15 protein-coding genes are annotated in these 20,307 nt (G+C 56.5%); 5 read left to right on the top strand and 10 right to left on the bottom strand.

All coding sequences use genetic code 11. The annotated features are described in order from the left end of the window. Positions 1 to 60 precede the first annotated feature (60 nt). Positions 61 to 1,563, top strand: a complete 1,503-nt coding sequence (locus AO726_RS04215; protein ID WP_058066783.1) for a helicase HerA-like domain-containing protein — start codon at positions 61 to 63, stop codon at positions 1,561 to 1,563. Positions 1,564 to 1,601: 38 nt separating this feature from the next. Here the strand turns inward: AO726_RS04215 and AO726_RS04210 are convergent, their stop codons facing one another. The 3 genes from AO726_RS04210 to AO726_RS04200 all read right to left on the bottom strand — a co-directional run bounded on the left by AO726_RS04210 (position 1,602) and on the right by AO726_RS04200 (position 3,765). Then, positions 1,602 to 1,829, bottom strand: coding sequence for a hypothetical protein (locus tag AO726_RS04210; protein WP_058066782.1), 228 nt, complete (start codon positions 1,827 to 1,829; stop codon positions 1,602 to 1,604). Between the two features lie 295 nt (positions 1,830 to 2,124). Continuing rightward, a complete protein-coding gene (locus AO726_RS04205) occupies positions 2,125 to 2,877 on the bottom strand; it encodes a substrate-binding periplasmic protein (RefSeq protein WP_058066781.1) in 753 nt (250 codons plus the stop codon). A gap of 363 nt (positions 2,878 to 3,240) precedes the next feature. Next, positions 3,241 to 3,765 (bottom strand): tetratricopeptide repeat protein, encoded by a 525-nt coding sequence (locus AO726_RS04200; RefSeq protein ID WP_058066780.1) that lies wholly within the window; start codon positions 3,763 to 3,765, stop codon positions 3,241 to 3,243. A 187-nt stretch (positions 3,766 to 3,952) separates the two neighbouring features. On the opposite strand from AO726_RS04200, the gene AO726_RS04195 reads away from it, so the two are divergent. Continuing rightward, positions 3,953 to 5,086 carry a M14 family metallopeptidase gene (locus tag AO726_RS04195; RefSeq protein ID WP_058066779.1) on the top strand — a complete coding sequence of 378 codons (1,134 nt, stop codon included), beginning with the start codon at positions 3,953 to 3,955 and terminating at the stop codon, positions 5,084 to 5,086. Positions 5,087 to 5,136: 50 nt separating this feature from the next. Here the strand turns inward: AO726_RS04195 and gcvT are convergent, their stop codons facing one another. From gcvT to gcvH, 5 genes are all read right to left on the bottom strand, one after another. Further along, entirely contained in the window at positions 5,137 to 6,261 is a 1,125-nt protein-coding gene (gcvT, locus tag AO726_RS04190) for a glycine cleavage system aminomethyltransferase GcvT (protein WP_058066778.1), read from the bottom strand. Between the two features lie 68 nt (positions 6,262 to 6,329). Further along, positions 6,330 to 7,706 (bottom strand): L-serine ammonia-lyase, encoded by a 1,377-nt coding sequence (locus AO726_RS04185; protein WP_058066777.1) that lies wholly within the window; start codon positions 7,704 to 7,706, stop codon positions 6,330 to 6,332. An 86-nt stretch (positions 7,707 to 7,792) separates the two neighbouring features. Continuing rightward, a complete protein-coding gene (gene glyA / locus AO726_RS04180; RefSeq protein WP_058067093.1) occupies positions 7,793 to 9,046 on the bottom strand; it encodes a serine hydroxymethyltransferase in 1,254 nt (417 codons plus the stop codon). Between the two features lie 116 nt (positions 9,047 to 9,162). Next, positions 9,163 to 12,012 carry an aminomethyl-transferring glycine dehydrogenase gene (gene gcvP, locus AO726_RS04175; protein ID WP_058066776.1) on the bottom strand — a complete coding sequence of 950 codons (2,850 nt, stop codon included), beginning with the start codon at positions 12,010 to 12,012 and terminating at the stop codon, positions 9,163 to 9,165. 9 nt (positions 12,013 to 12,021) lie between these two features. After that, a complete protein-coding gene (gene gcvH, locus AO726_RS04170; protein WP_058066775.1) occupies positions 12,022 to 12,399 on the bottom strand; it encodes a glycine cleavage system protein GcvH in 378 nt (125 codons plus the stop codon). Between the two features lie 536 nt (positions 12,400 to 12,935). Here gcvH and AO726_RS04165 point away from each other — a divergent pair. The 3 genes from AO726_RS04165 to AO726_RS04155 all read left to right on the top strand — a co-directional run bounded on the left by AO726_RS04165 (position 12,936) and on the right by AO726_RS04155 (position 18,893). Further along, positions 12,936 to 14,711 (top strand): DUF1302 domain-containing protein, encoded by a 1,776-nt coding sequence (locus AO726_RS04165; RefSeq protein WP_058066774.1) that lies wholly within the window; start codon positions 12,936 to 12,938, stop codon positions 14,709 to 14,711. A 28-nt stretch (positions 14,712 to 14,739) separates the two neighbouring features. Further along, the gene (locus tag AO726_RS04160) at positions 14,740 to 16,110 is read left to right on the top strand and encodes a DUF1329 domain-containing protein (RefSeq protein ID WP_058066773.1); all 1,371 of its coding nucleotides are present in this window, start codon (positions 14,740 to 14,742) and stop codon (positions 16,108 to 16,110) included. 374 nt (positions 16,111 to 16,484) lie between these two features. Beyond that, entirely contained in the window at positions 16,485 to 18,893 is a 2,409-nt protein-coding gene (locus tag AO726_RS04155; RefSeq protein ID WP_160320957.1) for a LuxR C-terminal-related transcriptional regulator, read from the top strand. Here the strand turns inward: AO726_RS04155 and AO726_RS04150 are convergent, their stop codons facing one another. Together AO726_RS04150 and AO726_RS04145 are read right to left on the bottom strand one after the other, a co-directional pair. Continuing rightward, positions 18,894 to 19,697, bottom strand: coding sequence for a SirB1 family protein (locus AO726_RS04150; protein WP_058066771.1), 804 nt, complete (start codon positions 19,695 to 19,697; stop codon positions 18,894 to 18,896). 145 nt (positions 19,698 to 19,842) lie between these two features. Further along, entirely contained in the window at positions 19,843 to 20,109 is a 267-nt protein-coding gene (locus AO726_RS04145) for a YebG family protein (protein ID WP_058066770.1), read from the bottom strand. Positions 20,110 to 20,307 lie beyond the last annotated feature (198 nt).

Here is a 20,307-nt window from a genome sequence, read left to right as displayed (position 1 = left end):
AGTGCAAATAAAAATGTTTGCCCGGTTGCTGTAGCTATTTATTTCGAGGGAGATGACGGGATGACTGAAGGTGCGCAGTTTTTCATTGGAGCGGATCTCCAAGGGCGGCAGATCGGCCAGGCGCTGCGTTTGGCAAACCGCCACGGGCTTATCGCCGGTGCGACGGGTACCGGGAAAACGGTGACTCTGCAAAAACTGATCGAGACATTCAGTGATGCCGGTGTGGCTGTTTTTGCGGCAGACGTCAAAGGCGATTTATGTGGCCTGGGCGCAGTGGGTGCGCCCCAGGGAAAGGTCGCCGAACGTATCGCCAGCATGCCTTGGCTTAATCATCAGCCTCAGGCTTACCCGGTGACGCTATGGGATGTAGATGGCAAAAGCGGCCATCCGCTACGCACCACGCTTAGTGAAATGGGGCCGCTGTTGCTTGGAGCGTTATTGGAACTGACTGACAGCCAGCAGGCCGCGTTGTATGCCGCGTTCAAAGTGGCTGATCGCGAAGGCCTTCTGTTGTTGGACATGAAGGACCTGAAGGCGCTGTTGTCACACCTGAAAAATAATCCTCAAGTGCTCGGCGAAGACAGTGCGCTGTTCAATCCGACTTCATCCCAGGCCCTGTTGCGCAAGTTAGCCAGCTTGGAACAGCAGGGCGGTGACGACCTGTTTGGCGAGCCGGCTCTTCAGCTTGAAGACCTGCTGCACCCAGATCGTGATGGCCGTGGGCGTGTGCATTTGCTCGATGCCAGCCGGCTGGTGCATGAAGCACCGAAGGTGTATGCCACCTTCTTGCTGTGGTTACTGGCCGAGTTGTTCGAGCAGTTGCCGGAGCGTGGGGATGCCGATAAACCGGTTCTGGCTTTGTTTTTTGATGAGGCTCATCTGCTTTTTGCTGACACGCCGAAGGCTCTGCAGGAGAGGCTGGAGCAGGTGGTTCGCTTGATTCGCTCGAAAGGCGTCGGGGTTTACTTTGTTACGCAGTCGCCGAGTGATTTGCCCGATGCGGTACTGGCCCAGTTGGGCCTGCGTATTCAGCACGGTTTGCGCGCTTTCACGGCTAAGGAGCAGAAAGCGCTGCGGGCCGTGGCAGATGGCTTTCGCCCCAACCCAGAGATCAATACTTTGGCTGCTTTGACTGAGCTGGGTATTGGTGAAGCACTAGTCGGAACTCTTGAGCTCAAAGGCACGCCCGCTATGGTGCAGCGCGTAGCGATAGCGCCACCGCAATCGCGGATTGGTCCGTTGAGTGAGAACGAGAGGGCTGCGCTGATAAGCCAGTCTCCGCTGTTGGGTCGCTACGATAAGCCGATTGATCGTGAGTCTGCCTATGAGGTTCTCACTGCCCGCGCTGCTGAACGAGTCACGGAAGAGCCGTCTGCACCGACCAAACAACCTTCCGCCAAGAGCAAAAAAGAAGAGATAGGCCTTGGCGGAATGGCGGGTGAATTGCTGGGCGATCTGGCAAGTAATGCGATGAAAACCGCCGTGCGACAGGCAGCCAACCAGCTTGGCCGTCAGTTAGTTCGCGGCTTACTGGGTTCTTTAATGGGCAAGAAGGGGCGCTAAGTTAAGGAAGGCCACGCTTCGGGGTGGCCTTAATTGACTCAATCACTTGAGGCTGCATCTGTGGCAGCTTCGGCGCGGTCTTTCAGTTCCTTCTCAATCTTTTCGATTTCTTTAGCGAACGCCTGATCCAGCACATTGGAGCGCTTTCTCCACGGTTTGCGTTCCGGGTCAGGTTGAGCAGCGTATGTTACCACCTCACCGCCGTATATATCTTTGAAGCGTTGTGCCTGCCGTTCAAGTTCGGCGCGCAATTCGTCTTTCGTCACGTAGAGTTACCCATTTATTGCAGATATCACGGCCAGACAGAGGTTCGTTTCTGTATTCAGACCGCTTTTAAAGTGTGTCTAAGAATATAAAAAAGGAATGAAAATACCTTTTAGGTATCACCCTCTGAAGAACGCTGATTCCGATAAAGATGTCGGCAGCACGGCCATCATTAAAGCGAAGAGTTGCAGTGATAACCTGAGTAAAACGCTCGGGTTGTCCAGCAATAGAATGCCGACTTAAGAGAGTGTGAATACTCATTAATTATCATTGAACGCCAAGGGCAAGTCTAGTGTGTCACTTGGCTTGTTCAAGGCCGTAGCGCTTCAAGATTTTTCCAACCTGGCCGGAGTCCATCAGTTTGATCAAAGCTTCGTTGAACTCTGAAAATCGTTCATGGGTCACCTTTTTACGAGAAAACCCTATTCCGTAGGAGGTCGATGCCATGTGGCCGGCATTGCGTAATGCATAAAGTCGATCGTGGTCAATCAAGTGTCGGGCCACGTCATTATTCAGAACCACCAGGCCATTTTTTCCGAAGCGCCCGGCGCTCAGCATCAGCAACAGACGCTGGTTGTTGGTAATCAGCGATATCTCAATGTCAGTCACATTTTTGAGCTTTTCCTGCAAGATGTATGAGGTGCCGGATGGGCCGTATACCCCGATCTTACGACCCGCTAGGTCTGATGGCTTGGTGAAGATGAAGTCGTTCTCACGGCGCGTGTAAAAGTTGTAACGGCTGACACTGAGCATTGGTGTTATATAGAACGAATCGCGTCTGGCCGGTGAGTCAATCACGGTAAATATGCCGTCCACTTCTCCATCTTCGGCGTGCTGCAGAGCCCGACGCCAAGGCAGCACATCTATTGGGCAATGCCACTTAAGTTGTGTGCAGACCAAGTTAACTATTTCCGGAAATGCGCCGCTGGCGATAGCGCCTCGGGAGTAACTAAAGGGTGGAAACTCCTCGGTGACAAATAGCATCTCTGTCGCCGGTGAATAGTTCACGCAACCTAAAAGACTCAATGTCAGTATCAGGTTTCGCAGCACTAATCCTTCCTTATTCATGCAACGAGTGTAGACCGAAGCGATCCGTCTTACGGTTGTCTCACTTCATGATTTTTGTAAGTCGTGTAGGTTTCTAACCCATTCCTAAGTGTCTCTACAATAGTGCGTTAGACACCCGATGCTCTTTAGAGTAGCTGGGAATAAGACGGTCTAGTACGGCGGGGTGTTTCTGATTGGTCTACCGCCGCTCTAGCCTGCTGGTTTCGGAGGTTTATATATGTGCGAGGGCCGGACATATATAAGTAATTATTGTTTCCTAATATGAGAGGGCTTTACCAAGTTACGACTGGAGCGCTGGCAGATAGTCTGGTGATTGCTTAGATCCATCTGCAGCGCTTGGATTATTCAGTTGCCCAGAGCTTTGCAGCTGGGCTCATAGTTCTGTCCGCAGGCACTTTGAAATAAGCGCCGGGCTTGATCTGGGTCCTGTGGGACACCTTGCTGTCCGCGTTGATACAGCGTGCCGAGGATATGTTGCGCCATCGGGTTACCACCGGCAGCAGATTGATTAAGGTATTTGAGCATCTGGGGCTGATTGCTCAGCGACGGCTCATTGTTGCCGGTATACAGGTAGGCCAAGCTCACCGCTGCAACTGCGTGGCCTTTATCGGCCGCCTGTTTCCACCAGTATTCTGCTTGTTTGAGGTTTTTTGGCTGTGCATTGAAGTACTGATTGCCCAACTGAAACTGACTCTCGGGATCGCCGCGGGTTGCCTGTTGTTGCAGAGCATCAAACTGGGGGGTAGTGCTGTTGGTGGATGGCGTGACTGAGGAGGAGGCCTCATCAGGTTTTTGCATGGTGGATGTTGTGGAGCATGCGCAAAGTAACAGCGCGCTCAGTAGCACAACGTGCGCGGGTAGTGTGCGCATAATCTGGTTCTCCTTGGCTGGGCTATCAGGGGCTAATACTCAGAGACTGTAGGGTAGTAGAGAAGTTGCGAGGGGAAATTCCTGCATGGGACAGAATACATATCAGTTTGTCGTATTGGGCATTTAACTCCACGGTAAGAGCTGCGATTCTTGTTAGCTCATATTTATTTCAGGCTGGTTGAACTCCATGCAAATCAACTCAGATTTTGACAGCGGCAATATTCAGGTACTCGATGTCGAGAATCCGCAGAAAGTGTTGCTGGCAATCCGCCCGGATACAAACAGTGGTCACTTTCAGTGGTTCCACTTCAAGGTCGATGACCTGAAAGAGGGGCAGCGTTATGGTTTCAGCTTGACTAACGCCAGCCAGTCCTCTTATCCGAATGCCTGGGATGGCTACAACGTCGTGGCTACCTATGACCAACGCAGCTGGTTTCGCGTGCCGAGCCAGTTTGTTGAAGGCGCGCTGAATTTTGAGCTGGAAGTGCAAGGCACAAAAGTCTGGTTTGCCTATTTCGAACCCTATAGCCGGGCGCGGCATGATCGCCTGATCGAGGATGCCCGCACTCTGGCGGGAGCCGAGCTGGTGGCAACCGGCAAAAGCATCGAAGGCCGTGACATTCCGCTATTGCGCATTAAGCGCCATTCTGAAGCGTCGAAAAAAATCTGGATCATCGCCCAGCAGCATCCCGGTGAGCACATGGCCGAATGGTTTATGGAAGGACTGATTGAGCGCCTGCAATCCAATGGCGATGAAGAGATGGAGAGGCTGCTGGATCAGGCCGAGCTGTATCTGGTGCCCAACGTGAATCCGGACGGCGCTTTCCACGGTCATCTGCGTACCAATATGGCCGGACGCGACCTTAACCGGGCTTGGCAGTCCGCGACTGAAGCGGAGACACCAGAGGTTTATTTCATTCAGCAGCAGATGCGTGATATCGGAGTGGATATGTTCCTTGATATCCACGGTGACGAGGAAATCCCCCACGTGTTCACCGCAGGCTGCTCCGGCAATCCGACCTTTACCCCGCGCTTAGCGGCGTTGGAGGAGGAGTTTGGACGTCGCCTGATTGAGCACGGCGCTGAGTTTCAGACTCTGTTTGGCTATGCGCCGCAGCAGTTTGGCGAGGCCAATACCAGTCTGGCGGCCAACTCAGTGGGGATGGAGTTCGATTGTCTGTCGCTGACCATCGAAATGCCGTTCAAGGATCATGATGACCGGCCTAATCCGCAGACAGGCTGGAGCAGCGCACGCTCGAAGCAGCTGGGTAAGGATGTGCTGAGTGTCGCCTCGGCAATGGTTGATCATCTGCGCGACTGATCAACAGAGCGTTCGCGCCGCCACTATGGTCGGCGCGAACGGCTGCAGGCTTAGCCGCGGTAGTAGCGTTGCGGTACGAACGGCGTTTTAGCGACTTTCATGGCGACGCGTTTGCCGCGCACGATGGCCCAGACATCGGTATCAACGGCGCTGTGGCTGACGCTGACGTAGCCCATGGCCACCGGCGCCCCCAACGTCGGACCAAAGCCGCCGCTGGTGACTTTGCCGATGACTTCACCATCAGCGGCAACGATCTCTGCACCTTCACGTACCGGCACGCGCTCCTGCGGCAGCAGGCCGACGCGCTTGCTCGGTACGCCCTCTTGCTGCTGTTCGAAAATACGTTTGGCACCGGGGAAACCACCGGCGCGGGCACCGTCTGCACGACGTGGTTTGGAGATTGCCCACAGCAGGCTGGCTTCGATCGGTGTGGTTTCGTTGCTCATGTCGTGGCCATACAGGCACAGGCCGGCTTCCAGGCGCAGCGAGTCACGGGCACCCAGGCCAATCGGTTGCACTTCCGGCTCAGCCAGCAGGCTGCGGGCGAGGGTTTCGGCTTGCTGGTTAGGTACGGAAATCTCGTAGCCGTCTTCGCCGGTGTAACCGGAGCGGCTTACATAGCAATCCACACCGAGCAGGCGTACCTGAGTGAACTGCATAAAGGTCATCTTGGTCACTTCCGGTGCCAGGCGGGCCAGCACTTCAGCGGCTTTCGGGCCTTGCAGGGCGAGCAGGGCGCGGCTTTCGAAGAAGTCGATGATTTCGCATTGATCGCCGATGTGCTTCTGCAGGTGGGCTAGGTCTTGGTCTTTGCAGGCGGCGTTGACGACTAGAAACAGGGTGTCGTTACCCAGATTAGCCACCATCAGGTCATCCAGAATGCCGCCGTTGGTGTCGGTGAACATGGCGTAGCGCTGCATGCCTACTGGCAGGTCGATGATGTCCACCGGTACCAGATGCTCCAGTGCTTCGGCCGCTTTGGGACCGCGCAGCATGATCTGGCCCATGTGTGAAACGTCAAACAGGCCAGCTTGTTCGCGGGTGTGCAGGTGCTCTTTGAGTACGCCGAGTGGGTACTGCACCGGCATGTCGTAACCGGCGAAGGGCACCATGCGTGCGCCCAGTTCAAGATGCAGGGCATGTAGCGGGGTTTTTGCCAGAGTTGCGCTGGTCATGGGTTGGCTCCAGTACATTGGATTGAAGGGCGACCACAGTCGCTTTTAATTCAGGACAGCACGCTTGATCAGCATTCGATGATGTTTACGGCCAGGCCGCCGCGTGCGGTTTCCTTGTATTTGTTGTTCATGTCAGCGCCAGTCTGGCGCATGGTGCGGATGACTTTATCCAGTGAAACAAAATGCTGGCCGTCGCCGCGTAGGGCCATGCGTGCCGCGTTAATGGCCTTGATTGAGCCCATGGCGTTGCGTTCGATACAGGGCACCTGAACCAGCCCGCCGATGGGGTCGCAGGTCAGGCCGAGGTTGTGTTCCATGCCGATCTCGGCGGCGTTTTCGACTTGCTCAACGCTGCCGCCCAGTACTTCACATAGGGCTCCAGCAGCCATGGAGCAAGCCACGCCGACTTCACCCTGGCAGCCGACCTCCGCCCCGGAGATGGACGCGTTCTCTTTGTAGAGAATGCCGATGGCAGCGGCGGTCAGCAGAAAACGCACCACGCCATCGTCGTTAGCGCCGGGGATAAAGCGGGTGTAGTAATGCAACACTGCTGGGACGATGCCGGCTGCGCCGTTGGTGGGGGCTGTGACTACGCGACCGCCGCTGGCGTTTTCTTCGTTGACCGCCAGGGCATACAAGTTGACCCAGTCCAGCACGCTCAAGGCATCGCGTAGGCTGGCTTCCGGGTTCTTGCTGAGTTGGCGGTGCAGCGCCGGGGCGCGGCGTTTGACTTTGAGGCCGCCGGGCATGATGCCTTCGTTCTGGCAGCCTGCGCTGACGCAGTCCTGCATCACCTGCCAGATATGCAGCAGGCCACTGCGGGTTTCTTCTTCACTACGCCAGGCAGACTCATTAGCGAGCATCACCTGACTGATGGAAAGCTGCTGCTGGTGGCAATGCTCCATCAGTTGCTTGGCCGTGGTGAAGGGAAATTTCAGTGGCGTCTGATCGGCGACGATACGGTCGGCACCGGCTGCTTCATCGTCCACCACAAAGCCGCCGCCTACCGAGTAATACTCGCGGCTGCGGATTTGCAGGCCTGCTTCATCGAACGCACGGAAGATCATGCCGTTGGGGTGGTAGGGCAGAGGCTTGCGAATCAGCGACAGGTGCTCTTTTTCCACGAAGCGGATGGTCTTCTCGCCCAGCAGCTTCAGCGTTTTGTTGGCGCGGATATCCGCCAGACGCGCATCAATCGTGCGGGTATCAATGCTGTCCGGGTGATCACCTTCAAGGCCGAGCAGAACCGCTTTATCACTGCCGTGGCCTTTGCCCGTCGCACCGAGCGAGCCATACAGCTCGGCACGGATGCTATGGGTGCTGGCCAGCAGGTTTTCCCGCTGCAGTCCTTCGACAAAACGCGCCGCTGCCCGCATCGGGCCAACGGTATGGGAGCTGGAAGGGCCAATGCCGATCTTGAACAGATCAAACACACTGAGTGACATGCAATTCTCCGCCTGTGAGTCTGTTTCGTCCTTGTGGGTAACATGATCGGGCGCTGCGGATAGCGGCACCCGATGCAGCTGCCTGCTTACTCAGCGTAGACCGGGAAAACCTTGCAAAGGTCTGCGACTTGTCCGCGAACGCGTTCAACGACATCCGGGTTTTCGATCTCATCGAGAATGTCGCAGATCCAACCGGCCAGCTCACGGCATTCGCCTTCTTTGAAACCACGGGTGGTGACGGCCGGTGTGCCAATGCGGATGCCGGAGGTCACAAACGGCGATTGCGGATCGTTCGGCACGGCGTTCTTGTTAACGGTGATATGGGCGTTACCCAGCGCAGCATCGGCTGCTTTGCCGGTCAGGCCTTGTTTGACCAGACTGATCAACATCAGGTGGTTGTCGGTGCCGCCGGAGACGACATCGTAGCCGCGACCGACAAACACTTCGGCCATAGCACGGGCGTTGTTGATCACCTGCTGTTGATAGGTTTTGAACGAGGGCTCCAGCGCCTCTTTAAAGCACACGGCTTTACCGGCGATGACATGCATCAGCGGGCCGCCCTGAGCGCCGGGGAATACTGCCGAGTTGAGCTTCTTCTCAATTTCTTCGTTGGCTTTGGCGAGGATCAGGCCGCCGCGCGGGCCGCGCAGGGTCTTGTGAGTTGTGGTGGTGACCACATCAGCAAACGGGATCGGGTTCGGGTAAAGCCCGGCGGCAACCAGACCGGCCACGTGGGCCATATCAACAAACAGCAGCGCGCCGACTTTGTCCGCAATCGCACGGAAGCGGGCGAAGTCGAGTGTGCGCGAGTAGGCGGAGAAACCGGCGACGATCATCTTCGGCTTGTGCTCGACGGCCAGACGCTCGACTTCGTCGTAGTCGATCAGGCCTTGCTCGTCGATGCCGTACTGCACGGCGTTGTACAGCTTGCCGGAGGAGGAGACTTTGGCACCGTGGGTCAGGTGGCCGCCATGGGCCAGGCTCATGCCCAGAATGGTGTCACCGGCATTCAGCAGGGCCAGATATACCGCGCTGTTGGCGGAAGAGCCGGAATGCGGCTGGACGTTGGCGTAGTCGGCACCGAACAGCTGCTTGGCGCGCTCAATGGCCAGCAACTCGACTTTATCCACATGCTCGCAACCGCCGTAATAGCGCTTGCCCGGATAGCCTTCGGCGTATTTGTTAGTGAGACCGCTGCCTTGCGCCTGCATAACGCGCTGGCTGCAATAGTTTTCCGATGCGATCAGCTCGATATGGTCTTCCTGACGCTGTTCTTCTGCATTAATCGCGGCGAGCAGGGCGTCGTCGTAACCTTGCAGTTGATCGTGTTTGCTGAACATGGTGGCGGCCTCACGTTGGGATTCTTGTGGGTGCAACTGGCCTACCGCGAAAGCGGATAGACCGGAAAAGCAGTTGAACAAGCTGCGGCCCGCAGAAGAGCGGGCCGCAGGTTTCATCAGTCCTGATAGGCTTCGATGGACGGGCAGGCACAGACCAGATTGCGGTCGCCGTATACGTTGTCGACACGACCTACCGGCGGCCAGTATTTGGCCTCGATCAGGCTGGCGACCGGGTACACGGCTTGCTCACGGCTGTAGCTGTGGGTCCACTCGCCAACCAGCTCCTGCGCAGTATGTGGCGCGTTCTTGAGTGGGTTGTCGTTGGCGTCCAGCGTGCCGTTTTCCACCGCGCGGATTTCGTTGCGGATGGCGATCATGGCGTCGCAGAAGCGGTCCAGTTCTTCCTTGGATTCGCTTTCGGTCGGCTCAATCATCAGCGTGCCGGCAACCGGGAAGGACATGGTCGGCGCGTGGAAGCCGAAGTCGATCAGGCGCTTGGCCACATCGTCTACGCTGATTCCGCTTGAGTCTTTAACCGGACGGATGTCGAGGATGCACTCGTGGGCCACCAGACCATTGCTGCCGGTGTAGAGCACGGGGAAGTGTTCTTCCAGACGGCGGGCGATGTAGTTGGCGTTGAGGATAGCCATCTGCGAGGCACGCTTGAGGCCTTCACCGCCCATCATGGTGATGTACATCCAGGTGATCGGCAGGATGCTGGCGCTGCCGAACGGTGCTGCACTGACCGCACCTTCTTTGCGCTGCATGTTGTTGTGGCCCGGCAGGAATGGGATCAGGTGCTCTTTCACACCGATCGGGCCAACGCCCGGGCCGCCACCGCCGTGGGGGATGCAGAAGGTTTTGTGCAGGTTCAGGTGAGAGACGTCGCCACCGAACTTGCCCGGTGCGCACAGGCCGACCATGGCGTTCATGTTGGCACCGTCGATGTAAACCTGGCCGCCGTTGTCGTGGATGATCTGGCTGATCTCGCGGATGCCTTCTTCAAACACGCCGTGGGTGGACGGATAGGTGATCATCAGCGCGGCCAGACGCTCGCGGTGCTCTTCAGCCTTGGCTTTGAGGTCAGCGATGTCGACGTTGCCGTTGCTGTCGCACGCGGTTACCACAACGCGCATACCGGCCATGCTGGCGGTTGCCGGGTTGGTGCCGTGGGCTGATTGCGGGATCAGGCAGATGTCGCGCTGGTCATCGCCGCGGCTCAGGTGATAGGCGCGGATGGCCAGCAGGCCGGCGTACTCACCTTGCGAGCCGGCGTTTGGCTGCAGGGATACGCCGTCGTAACCGGTGGCAGCGCAGAGCATGGCTTCCAGTTCGCGGGTCAGTTGGCTGTAGCCTTCGCTCTGCTCAGCAGGGGCGAATGGATGCAGGTTGCCGAACTCCGGCCAGGTGATCGGCAGCATTTCGCTGGCGGCGTTGAGCTTCATGGTGCAGGAGCCCAGCGGAATCATGCTGCGGTCCAGCGCCAGATCCTTGTCGGCCAGCTTGCGCAGGTAGCGCATCAGCTCGGTTTCGCTGTGATAACGATTGAATACCGGGTGCTCCAGAATGGCCGACTGACGCTTCAGGCCTTGTGGCAGCTGGCTGCTGATGCCTGTGGCCAGCTCGTCGAAGGCCGGAACCGCTTTACCGTCGGCAAACAGGTTGAGCAGCGCTTCAACAGCGGCCTCATCGGTGGTTTCGTCTAGGGACAGCCCCAGGCGCTGGTCGTCGATTTCACGCAGGTTGATCCCGGCAGCGCGGGCTTTGGCGTGTAGCGCAGCAGTCTGAGTGCTGGTGGCGACAGTCAGCGTATCGAAGAAGTGGGTTTGCTCGACGCTGTAACCCAGAGCTTTCAGACCTTTGGCCAGAATGGCAGTGAATACGTGGGTGCGCTCGGCAATCTCAATCAGCCCTTTCGGACCGTGATAGACCGCATACATGCTGGCGATGTTGGCCAGCAGCACCTGAGCGGTACAGATGTTACTGGTGGCCTTCTCGCGGCGGATGTGTTGTTCGCGGGTTTGCATGGCCAGACGCAGAGCAGGCTTGCCGAAACGGTCAATGGACATGCCGACCAGACGGCCCGGCATATCGCGTTTGAACGCATCGCGGGTGGCGAAGTAGGCGGCGTGCGGGCCACCAAAGCCCAGCGGCACACCAAAGCGCTGGGCGCTGCCCAAGGCTACGTCGGCACCGAACTCGCCCGGCGGAGTGAGCAGGGTCAGAGCCAGCAGGTCGGCGGCCACCGCTACCAGTGCATTCACGGCGTGGAAGCGCTCAACCAGCTCGCGATAGTCGAAGATATCGCCATTGCTGGCCGGGTATTGCAGCAGCGCGCCGAAGAATTCAGCCGGGTCGTTGATGCTGGCTTCATCGCCCACAACTACTTCAATGCCCAGCGGCTCGGCGCGGGTGCGCAGCACATCCAGTGTTTGCGGGTGGCAGTGTACGGAAGCGAAGAAACGATTGCTGCCCTTGTTCTTCGACAGACGCTTACAGAAGGTCATGGCTTCCGCAGCGGCGGTGGCTTCGTCCAGCAGCGAGGCGTTGGCGATTTCCATGCCGGTCAGGTCGCTGATCAGGGTCTGGAAGTTCAGCAGGGCTTCAAGGCGGCCCTGAGAAATCTCAGGCTGATAAGGCGTGTAAGCGGTGTACCAAGCCGGGTTTTCCAGCAGGTTACGCAAGATCGGGCTTGGCGTCAGGGTGCCGTAGTAGCCCTGACCGATGTAGGTCTTGAACTGCTTGTTCTTGCTGGCGATGGCTTTGATTTTAGCCAGTGCATCAGCCTCGGACAGGCCTGGTAGTGAGCCAAGTACGCTGCTGCCTTTGATGCTGTCCGGGATGACTTTATCGGTCAGGCCATCCAGGCTGTCGAAGCCCAGCAGCTCCAGCATGGTGGCAGTATCAGCCTCACGCGGGCCAATGTGGCGGGCGACAAATTCGTTCTGGGTATTCAGCTTGGTCATCGCGAGATCTCAGCCGTTGGATTTGAGCAGGTTGTCGTAACCAGCTTCGTCGAGCAGGTCATTGATCGCTGCCGGGTTGGTCGGGCGGAAACGGAAGAACCAACCTTTGCCCAGCGGGTCTTCGTTGACCAGCTCCGGGCTGCCTTCCAGCTCGCCGTTGATTTCAACCACTTCGCCATCCAGTGGCATGGTGATGTTGCTGGCGGCCTTGACCGATTCCAGCACCGCAACCTCATCACCTTGTGCATAACCCTGCACTTCCGGCAGTTGGACGAAAACTACGTCACCCAGAGCGTCTTGTGCGTAAGCAGTAATGCCAACGGTGACCAGACCATCGGCGTCCTGACGCAGCCATTCGTGCTCAACGGTAAAACGCAACTCGCTCATGTAGGCTCCTCGAAGTAATCACTCGCCGTTCTTAGTGGGCGGCGGTTGGGCTTGCACAGTTATGCAAGCGGAATAGTTCTGGGAAGCCATCTGCAAGTGCAGTGCCATAGACGTGAAAGTATTGAATCTAAAGGCTTTGCCAGGGATGACTCGTAATTTAAAACGGTTAGGCTGTATTGAATTCAATACGCTTGAGCCCGGTGCGAGTGCGAAGCACTCTCCAAACCTCCATCCTTGTATAGATGAGCTGCTTTGTATTGATTTGGATACGATGTATTGAAAGCAATACGGCTCTTTCGGGCTGATTTACTCGAAGGTTCTGGCAGTAAACATGTCCACCGGGTTCTGAGTAATGCGTCATTCACGGCAGCTATAAAGCGTTATCGAGTGAACTCATAAACTGGCTGAAAGGCGCGCCAGAGCGGGACTCACTCTTTTGGCTGACACTGCAAATAACCCTTTCGGGCGCTTATCCGGCACTTATTGGCTGAGTAGCGTGATGTTTCAACACGAAACCTCGCTTTCAGGAGAGCCGCATGAGAACAACAACAAGGCATGCAATCTTCCAGCCCAGTGCATTGGTGGCTGCCATCGCAATGAGTTGGGTTACGCCCATTCAAGCTATAACTTTCAATGTTGGAGACCTTGAAGTTCAGTTTGATTCTGCCCTGTCTGTGGGGGCGAGCTGGAGTACGCGTGCGCCTGATCCCGACATGGTCGGCACGCGTAATGGCGGTCGTGCTTCCTCACAAACCAGCGATGACGGGCGTCTCAACTTTAAGAAAGGCGAGACCTTCTCGAAAATTTTTAAAGGCATCCACGACCTTGAGCTGAAGTACGGCAACACCGGCGTGTTCGTGCGCGGTAAGTATTGGTATGACTTTGAAACCAAAGACGAGAGCCGCCTGCTTTATGACATCGACGACCACAACCGCAAGACGGCTGCTCAGGCATCCGGTGCGGAAATTCTCGATGCATTTATCTATCACAACTATGACATCGCCGGGCTGCCAGGCAGTGTACGTGTCGGCAAGCAAGTCGTGAGTTGGGGAGAGAGCACCTTTATTGGTAACTCAATTAACTCGATTAACCCGGTCGACGTCGCCGCTTTTCGTCGCCCTGGTGCTGAGATTAAAGAAGGCCTGATCCCGGTGAACATGCTGTATGTCTCGCAGAGTCTGACTGAGACGTTGAGCATGGAGGCGTTCTATCAGCTGGAGTGGGATCAGACCGTTGTGGATAACTGCGGGACTTTCTTCGCAGGCTCAGACACGGCGGCAGATGGCTGTAATGATCGTCTGGCTGTATTTGGCGCAGATGTCGCGCCGGGGGCCTCGAACAACACCGGTGCCCCGGGAAATCCTATTTATATTCCGCGTGCAGGTGATCGCGATGCACGTGACAGCGGGCAATATGGTGTGGCGCTGCGTTGGTTCGCGGAATCACTCAATGACACTGAGTTCGGCCTGTACGCCATGAACTATCACAGCCGCATGCCCAGCGGCAGTTTTACCCTGAGTACCGCGCCCTCTGCGAGTTTTATTCCCGGCGCGCCGTTTGCGAACTATTTTTTGGAGTACCCGGAAGATATCCGTTTGTACGGTTTGAGCTTCCAAACCAACGTGGAGGGTGTATCGCTGGGGGGCGAGCTCAGTTATCGGCCCAACATGCCGATTTCGCTTAACTCCACAGACTTAACATTTGGGTCGCTTGGGCTGCCATTCTCACCGGTCTTTACCAGCGGTCACGCTGAGCTTGTGCCCGGTCAGGAAATCAAAGGGTACAAGCGTTTGCCATTTACTCAGGCACAGATATCGGCCGTGAAGTTTTACGACCGTGTGCTGGGCGCAAGTCGCCTCACGCTGGTAGGGGAGGTGGGGTACAACCACATCACAGGGATTAGCAATGATGTCGGTGAATTGCGCTATGGCCGTGATGCTGTCTTCGGGCTTGGCGAAGTTGCTGGACCCGCAAGTCTGTGTGAGGGGGCATTAAACACCGCGAAACCCGACCAGTGTAACGATGATGGTTTCTTCACCAGCCGCTCCTGGGGCTATCGCGTGCGGGCCAGCCTCGACTACAGCAACGTGTTTGCCGGCGTCAACCTGAGCCCAAGCATCGCTTGGTCCCATGATGTTGACGGTTATGGGCCGAATTTCATTGAAGGCAGCAAAGCCATCAGTCTGGGTCTTAATGCGGACTATCAAAACACCTACACCGCCAGCCTCAGTTACACCGACTTTTTCGGTGGCGATTACAACACCAGCATCGACCGCGACTTTATTGCGCTGAGCTTCGGTGTGAACTTCTGACCAATGCAGTGTTAAAGGATTTGTACGCATGAACACAAACATTTTCCCTAAAGTTGCGACCCTGACACTTAGCCTGTTGGCATGCAGTGCAATGGCTGCCGTCAGCCAGGATGAGGCCGCTCAACTGGGCAGTAGTCTCACGCCCTTAGGTGCTGAAGTTGCTGGCAATGCAGATGGCACCATTCCAGCCTGGACCGGAGGATTGCCGACCACGGCAGGTGCCGCCGACGCCAAAGGCTTTTTGGCCGATCCATTTGCCAACGAGCAGCCGCTGTTCGTCATCACTGCGGACACCGCCGAGCGATATAAAGACAAACTCTCGGCAGGCCAATTGGCGATGTTTAAGCGTTACCCGCAGAGCTACAAAATTCCGGTCTATCCCACTCACCGAACGACTGCAGTCCCGGATGCAGCCTATGCGGCAGCAAAAGTCAGTGCCCTGAACACCACAGCAGTTGATGGGGGGAACGGGCTGCATAATTTCTCGGAAAGTCGCTACTACGCGTTTCCAATCCCCAAGAGCGGAATCGAAGTCGTTTGGAACCACATCACCCGATATCGGGGGGGCAATACCCGCCGCACTGTGGCCCAGGCCACTCCTCAAGTAGGTGGCTCTTTCAGCATTGTTAAATTCGAGGATGAAGTGGCTTATCCGGCTGAGATGACTGATTTGCAAGCCGGTAAAGCCACCAACATCTTGCTCTACTTTAAACAGCGTGTGATCGAGCCTGCGCGCTTGGCCGGTAACGTCTTGCTGGTTCACGAAACCATTGACCAGGTTAAAGAGCCTCGCTTGGCGTGGATCTACAACGCAGGTCAGCGTCGCGTGCGTCGTGCACCGCAGGTTGCCTATGACGGACCGGGTACAGCTGCCGACGGCATGCGTACTGCTGACAACTTCGATATGTTTTCCGGTGCGCCGGATCGCTATGACTGGCAGCTGGTCGGCAAGAAAGAAATGTACATTCCGTACAACAGCTACAAGCTCGATTCACCGTCACTTAAATATGACGAGATCATTAAGCCCGGCCACATCAACCAAGACCTGACCCGTTATGAGTTGCACCGTGTTTGGGAGGTGGTTGCCACGTTGAAGAGCGGCGAGCGCCACATCTACGCCAAGCGCCATATGTACTTCGACGAAGACAGCTGGCAACTGGCACTGGTTGACCATTACGACGGACGTGGTCAACTCTGGCGAGTGGCTGAGGGGCATGCTCAGCAGTACTACAACCACCATGTGCCGGGTTACACACTTGAAGCGCTGTATGACGTGATTGCAGGCCGTTATCTGGCCCTGGGCATGAAAAACGAAGAGCGCTCGGCCTACAACTTCGGTTTCAAAGCCGCCAGCGTCAACTACACCCCGGCAGCACTGCGTAATACTGGCGTTCGTTGATAAACCCAAGTGTGACTGCATCGTGAGTTAGGCGGCCCCAAGGTCGCCTTTTTTTATGGGACAGTGGGGCAGTCTTAGGCGCGTTTGCTGCCTGTGTAGACCTTATAGAGAGCTTTAAAACTGGAGTGAGCGGAGGCCATGAAGGTAGCTTTAAATGCCCCTGGAGCTGTGCGGGCAGTTTGCCCTTAGCGTTGCAGCGCTGGTGAATGGCGGTTAGCCTACACTCTCTTCGGTTCTCCTAAAAACAACACTAAGAACGAGCCGTTATGAACGCTTCAGGGCCTAATCCGCTACGAGCACCTCTATCCGCCGGCTTGGGCATACAGAGAGTGCCTCCAGGGCATATTCCCCGCTCAAGTTTGCAGCAGCGTCTGTTGGCACAAGATGCTCGTCTACGGCTTTTGGTCGCACCGGCTGGTTACGGCAAAACGGTATTGATGGCAGATTGCGCCCGCGCATGCCCGGTCGGCTATCAGGTGCTTTGGTTGAACTGCCCAGGCACTCTGCACGAACCTGCCCATTTCGTATGGCATTTGAATGACTTGTTGGGCTATCCGTCTGAGTGGAGCGCCGATGCATTGCTCACTCAGCTTGGACAGGAATCCCGCCAACTGTGGATCATGCTCAATGACTATCCAGCGCAACCCAATCATCTGTTAGACACCTACCTGGACCAAATTCTCAGCCAAAGTTCTGCCACCTTGAGATGGTGGTTGGGCAGCCGGCGTAGGCCGGCGTGCAACTTACCCAGATTGTTGCTGGAGGGTGATCTACTGGAAGTCAGCGCAAACGAGCTGTTGTTCTCCTCTGAGGAAACCGCCGTTTGGATACGCAATCTGGACCCCGAGCGGGAATCGTTGGCGCATCAGCTTTACACTCAAACACGGGGCTGGCCTGCCGCATTACGCCTGCGCCTGCTCTCTATTCAAGGGGACACAGCAGCCCGAAGCGTTACAGCTGCCGATCAGCAGCCTCAAGTCCTGATCGATTATATGGAGCGTGAAGTGCTGCATGCGCTGCCGGCGGAGCTGCGGCAAATGCTGCAGCAGCTGGCTCACTTGCCCCGATTTAACGCTGCACTGTGTGAGCACCTGTTTGGAGCCGGTGAGGGTGCTCAGTGGCTGCGTGAGTTGATTGATCGCGGTGTATTCATTCAAGAGGATGAAACCTCGAGGGGCTGGTACAACGTATTCGCGCCTTTGGCGCATCTGCTGGTGCAACTGCCCCAGATGCTGTCCGGCAGCACCCTGCATGTGCATGCCAGCCAATGGTTTGCCAGCCACGGAGACACCCACTCAGCCATTGAGCACGCATTACTTGCGGGGCAACCCGAAGTCGCGGGCAGTTTCTTAGAGCACTTCACTGAAGAGCAAATTCTACAAGGGCAGGACCTTGGGCTCATCTTGCGCTGGCGCAATGAACTGCCAGATACGCTGCTGTACAGCACCCCACGGCTGGTTACGCTGAATGCATGGGTGCTGGTGCTGGTGGGGCGCTTGGATGAAGCCCAGGCCTGTGTTGACCAGTTAGCGAGGTTTCAACCGTGTAACGATCCCGGGCGCATGCGTGAACTGTTTGCGCAGTGGCAGGCCATTCACGGCATCATCGCCTTCGGCTTGGTCTGCGCCATGGAGTCGCGTACGCATCTGCTGGAAGCGTTAGAAGGTTTGTCTGACGATGCGTGGGCTCCAGCGCTGTTGTGCCGTTCAATATTGACCCTGATTGCGATTGGTGAGGGGGATCTGGCAGCAGCACAAAAACTCAGTTTCGCGGCGCTGCGCGAGGCGCGGCAACTGAGTAAGCCTGTATTTGAGGCGTGGTTGGAGCTGGACCATGCTTTGTTGCTTGAGGCCCGTGGTGAATTTGCTCGGGCTGAGTCTTTGCTGCAGCGCGTGTTAGGCAGCACCAGTCAGACCGAGTTGCTCAATACGCTGGTGCTGCCGCGTATCCAGTTGCGTTTAGGTCGATTGATCCTGCGTCAAAATCGCCCGGTTGAAGCACGTCACTGGTTGCGCAGTGGTTTGGACAACGCCTTGCAATGCGGTGATCCCATCGCTTTTCACGGTTATCTGGGGCTGGCCGAATTGGCGATGGGCAAGGGCGATATTGCCGGCGCATTTGCTTGCCTGGCTGAAGCTGAGCGGCAGATGCAGCGGCAGCGTGTGAGTGAGCCGTTGTACCGCGGTACCCTGCTGTTGGCGAGCAGCCATTTATGGATTGCCCAAGGCCATTTCGCCCGCGCACGGGAGGCTGTTACCCGTGTGCTTGGATACGAGCGACGTGTCAAAGCAATCCTTCCAACACCGAATTTTCCTGAATTGATCCCACGTTTGCAGGCCTTGCTGCTGCGTCTGGATCGTGAGCAAGGGCAGGATGTCCGCGAACCGTTACAACGATTGATCGAGCAGGTAACAGCGCAGGGGCGTCAGGCACTGGCCAGTGAACTGTGGCTGAGTTACGCAGACGCATGCATGGTCATTGGTGAGCATTCAGCTGCCGAGCACGCCCGGCAAAAAGGCCAATCCATCGCTCAGCGCATTGGTTATGAGCGTGTGTGGTTTGCACTCGCCGAGCCAGCGCCGGGACCAGCGCACACGTTAAGCAGCCGTGAATTAGCAGTCTTGCGTTTGATTGCTCAGGGGATGTCGAATCAAGAAGTTGCCGAGCAGCTGTTTATCTCTCTGCACACGGTCAAGACCCACGCCAGGCGTATTAATGGAAAATTAGGTGTGGCACGTCGCACCCAGGCGGTGGCTAAAGCTAAAGCACTTGGATTTTTCTGATCAGTGCAGCGCCGGGGGGGATTTTAAGAGCATCAAGCGTTGCACGAGTTGCAGGCGTTGAGACGGTGTGTCGCACAGCAGCAAAGCATTCTGCACATCAAAGCGTTCTGCGTGTGGGCAGTCGAGATCGTGGTAAATATCAGCTCTGGCCAAATAGTCGTTCAATGATCCCGTGCCCAGTAGTAGTGCGCGGTCGGCATCGCGAAGAGCGGCCAGTGGTTCATCATTATTCATGTGCAGTTTGCGCAGGTTGCGTGATAAACGCTGCAGGATCTGTTGTGGCGTACTGGCCTGCATATGACTAGCGCTTAATTCAACCTGAGTTCCGAAATTCAGCCGGAGCAGGTCACGGCATTCGCGGGTATACAGGCGGCGTCCGCTGCAGGGGTCCAGCAGGTGATCAGCCCCGGGGACCCGCAACAGGAAATGACCGGGAAATGCGACACCTTGCAGAGGAATGTCCAGGCGAGTGGCCATTTCCAAGGCGAGTAACGCTAAGGATAGCGGCTGGCCGCGGCGACGTTGCAGCACCCGATGCATTAAGGCTGCCTGAGGGCGTTGAGGCACCTCATCATCTTGCTGAAAACCAAGTTCAACCATACGGCGCAATAAAGGCTGGGCCAACTCCTGCGCTGGGGCGTTAGGCAGGCCGTTGCGGATTTGCAATTGCAGCGTGTTGAGTTGGCTGAGAATGGTGGCAGGTTCGATGTCCGGGTGATGTTCTGCAGCAATCCACAACGCTGCCTCGAACAAGGCAGGTATTGGGCGTTCCAGACAAGCGAGGCAAGCAGCTCGAGGGTCCATGGCATTCTCCCGGTGTTCCGGTTTTTGTAGCCAAGGTTGCAGGCTTAGTCCAGTGCTTTGTGCTCAGGGCGGGCTGTGATCCAGCTGGGCCAGACAAAGAACCACGCGCTCCGCTTTGAATGGTTGGAGCGCGGCAGGTCGGTAGTTACGCTTCGGCGTCGGAAGTTGCGCTTAGCTCGCCCAGCGCATCAGGCTGATTCTTAAAGGCCCGGGCGAAAATATCGCGATTTTTGGCCATATAAATGCCCAGTTCTTCGCCTTGCTCTTCGCTGAGAGAAGGGACGGCTTTCTGCAGGACCTCGGTGAGCAGTTCGGCCAGCTCGAGCATCTTGTCATAGCGATCGGCTTCGGCTTTATCCATAAACAAACGCTCCAGATCCCGGCTGCTGCGGTACACCACTTCGACGGCCATTCATCACCTCTACGCCTTTATGCTAATGGTTGAAATACTGGTTATTCATACAGCTACGCGAAGGATAGATCACGCGTAACCATTTGAATAGTAGTAAAGGAATCTGGCAACTGGCCGGTATGGGAAATGCTTAGGCTATCTATCTGCCGAAAGTGACTCTCACAGGCGTAAATCTTGAGTCATAACGCAGGCGCGGCG

This window comes from Pseudomonas sp. TTU2014-080ASC, from assembly GCF_001446935.1.
In the GTDB taxonomy this organism is placed as follows: Bacteria; Pseudomonadota; Gammaproteobacteria; order Pseudomonadales; family Pseudomonadaceae; genus Aquipseudomonas.
Note: the sequence above shows the minus strand (reverse complement) of the source record. Positions and strands in the feature narration are given on the sequence as shown.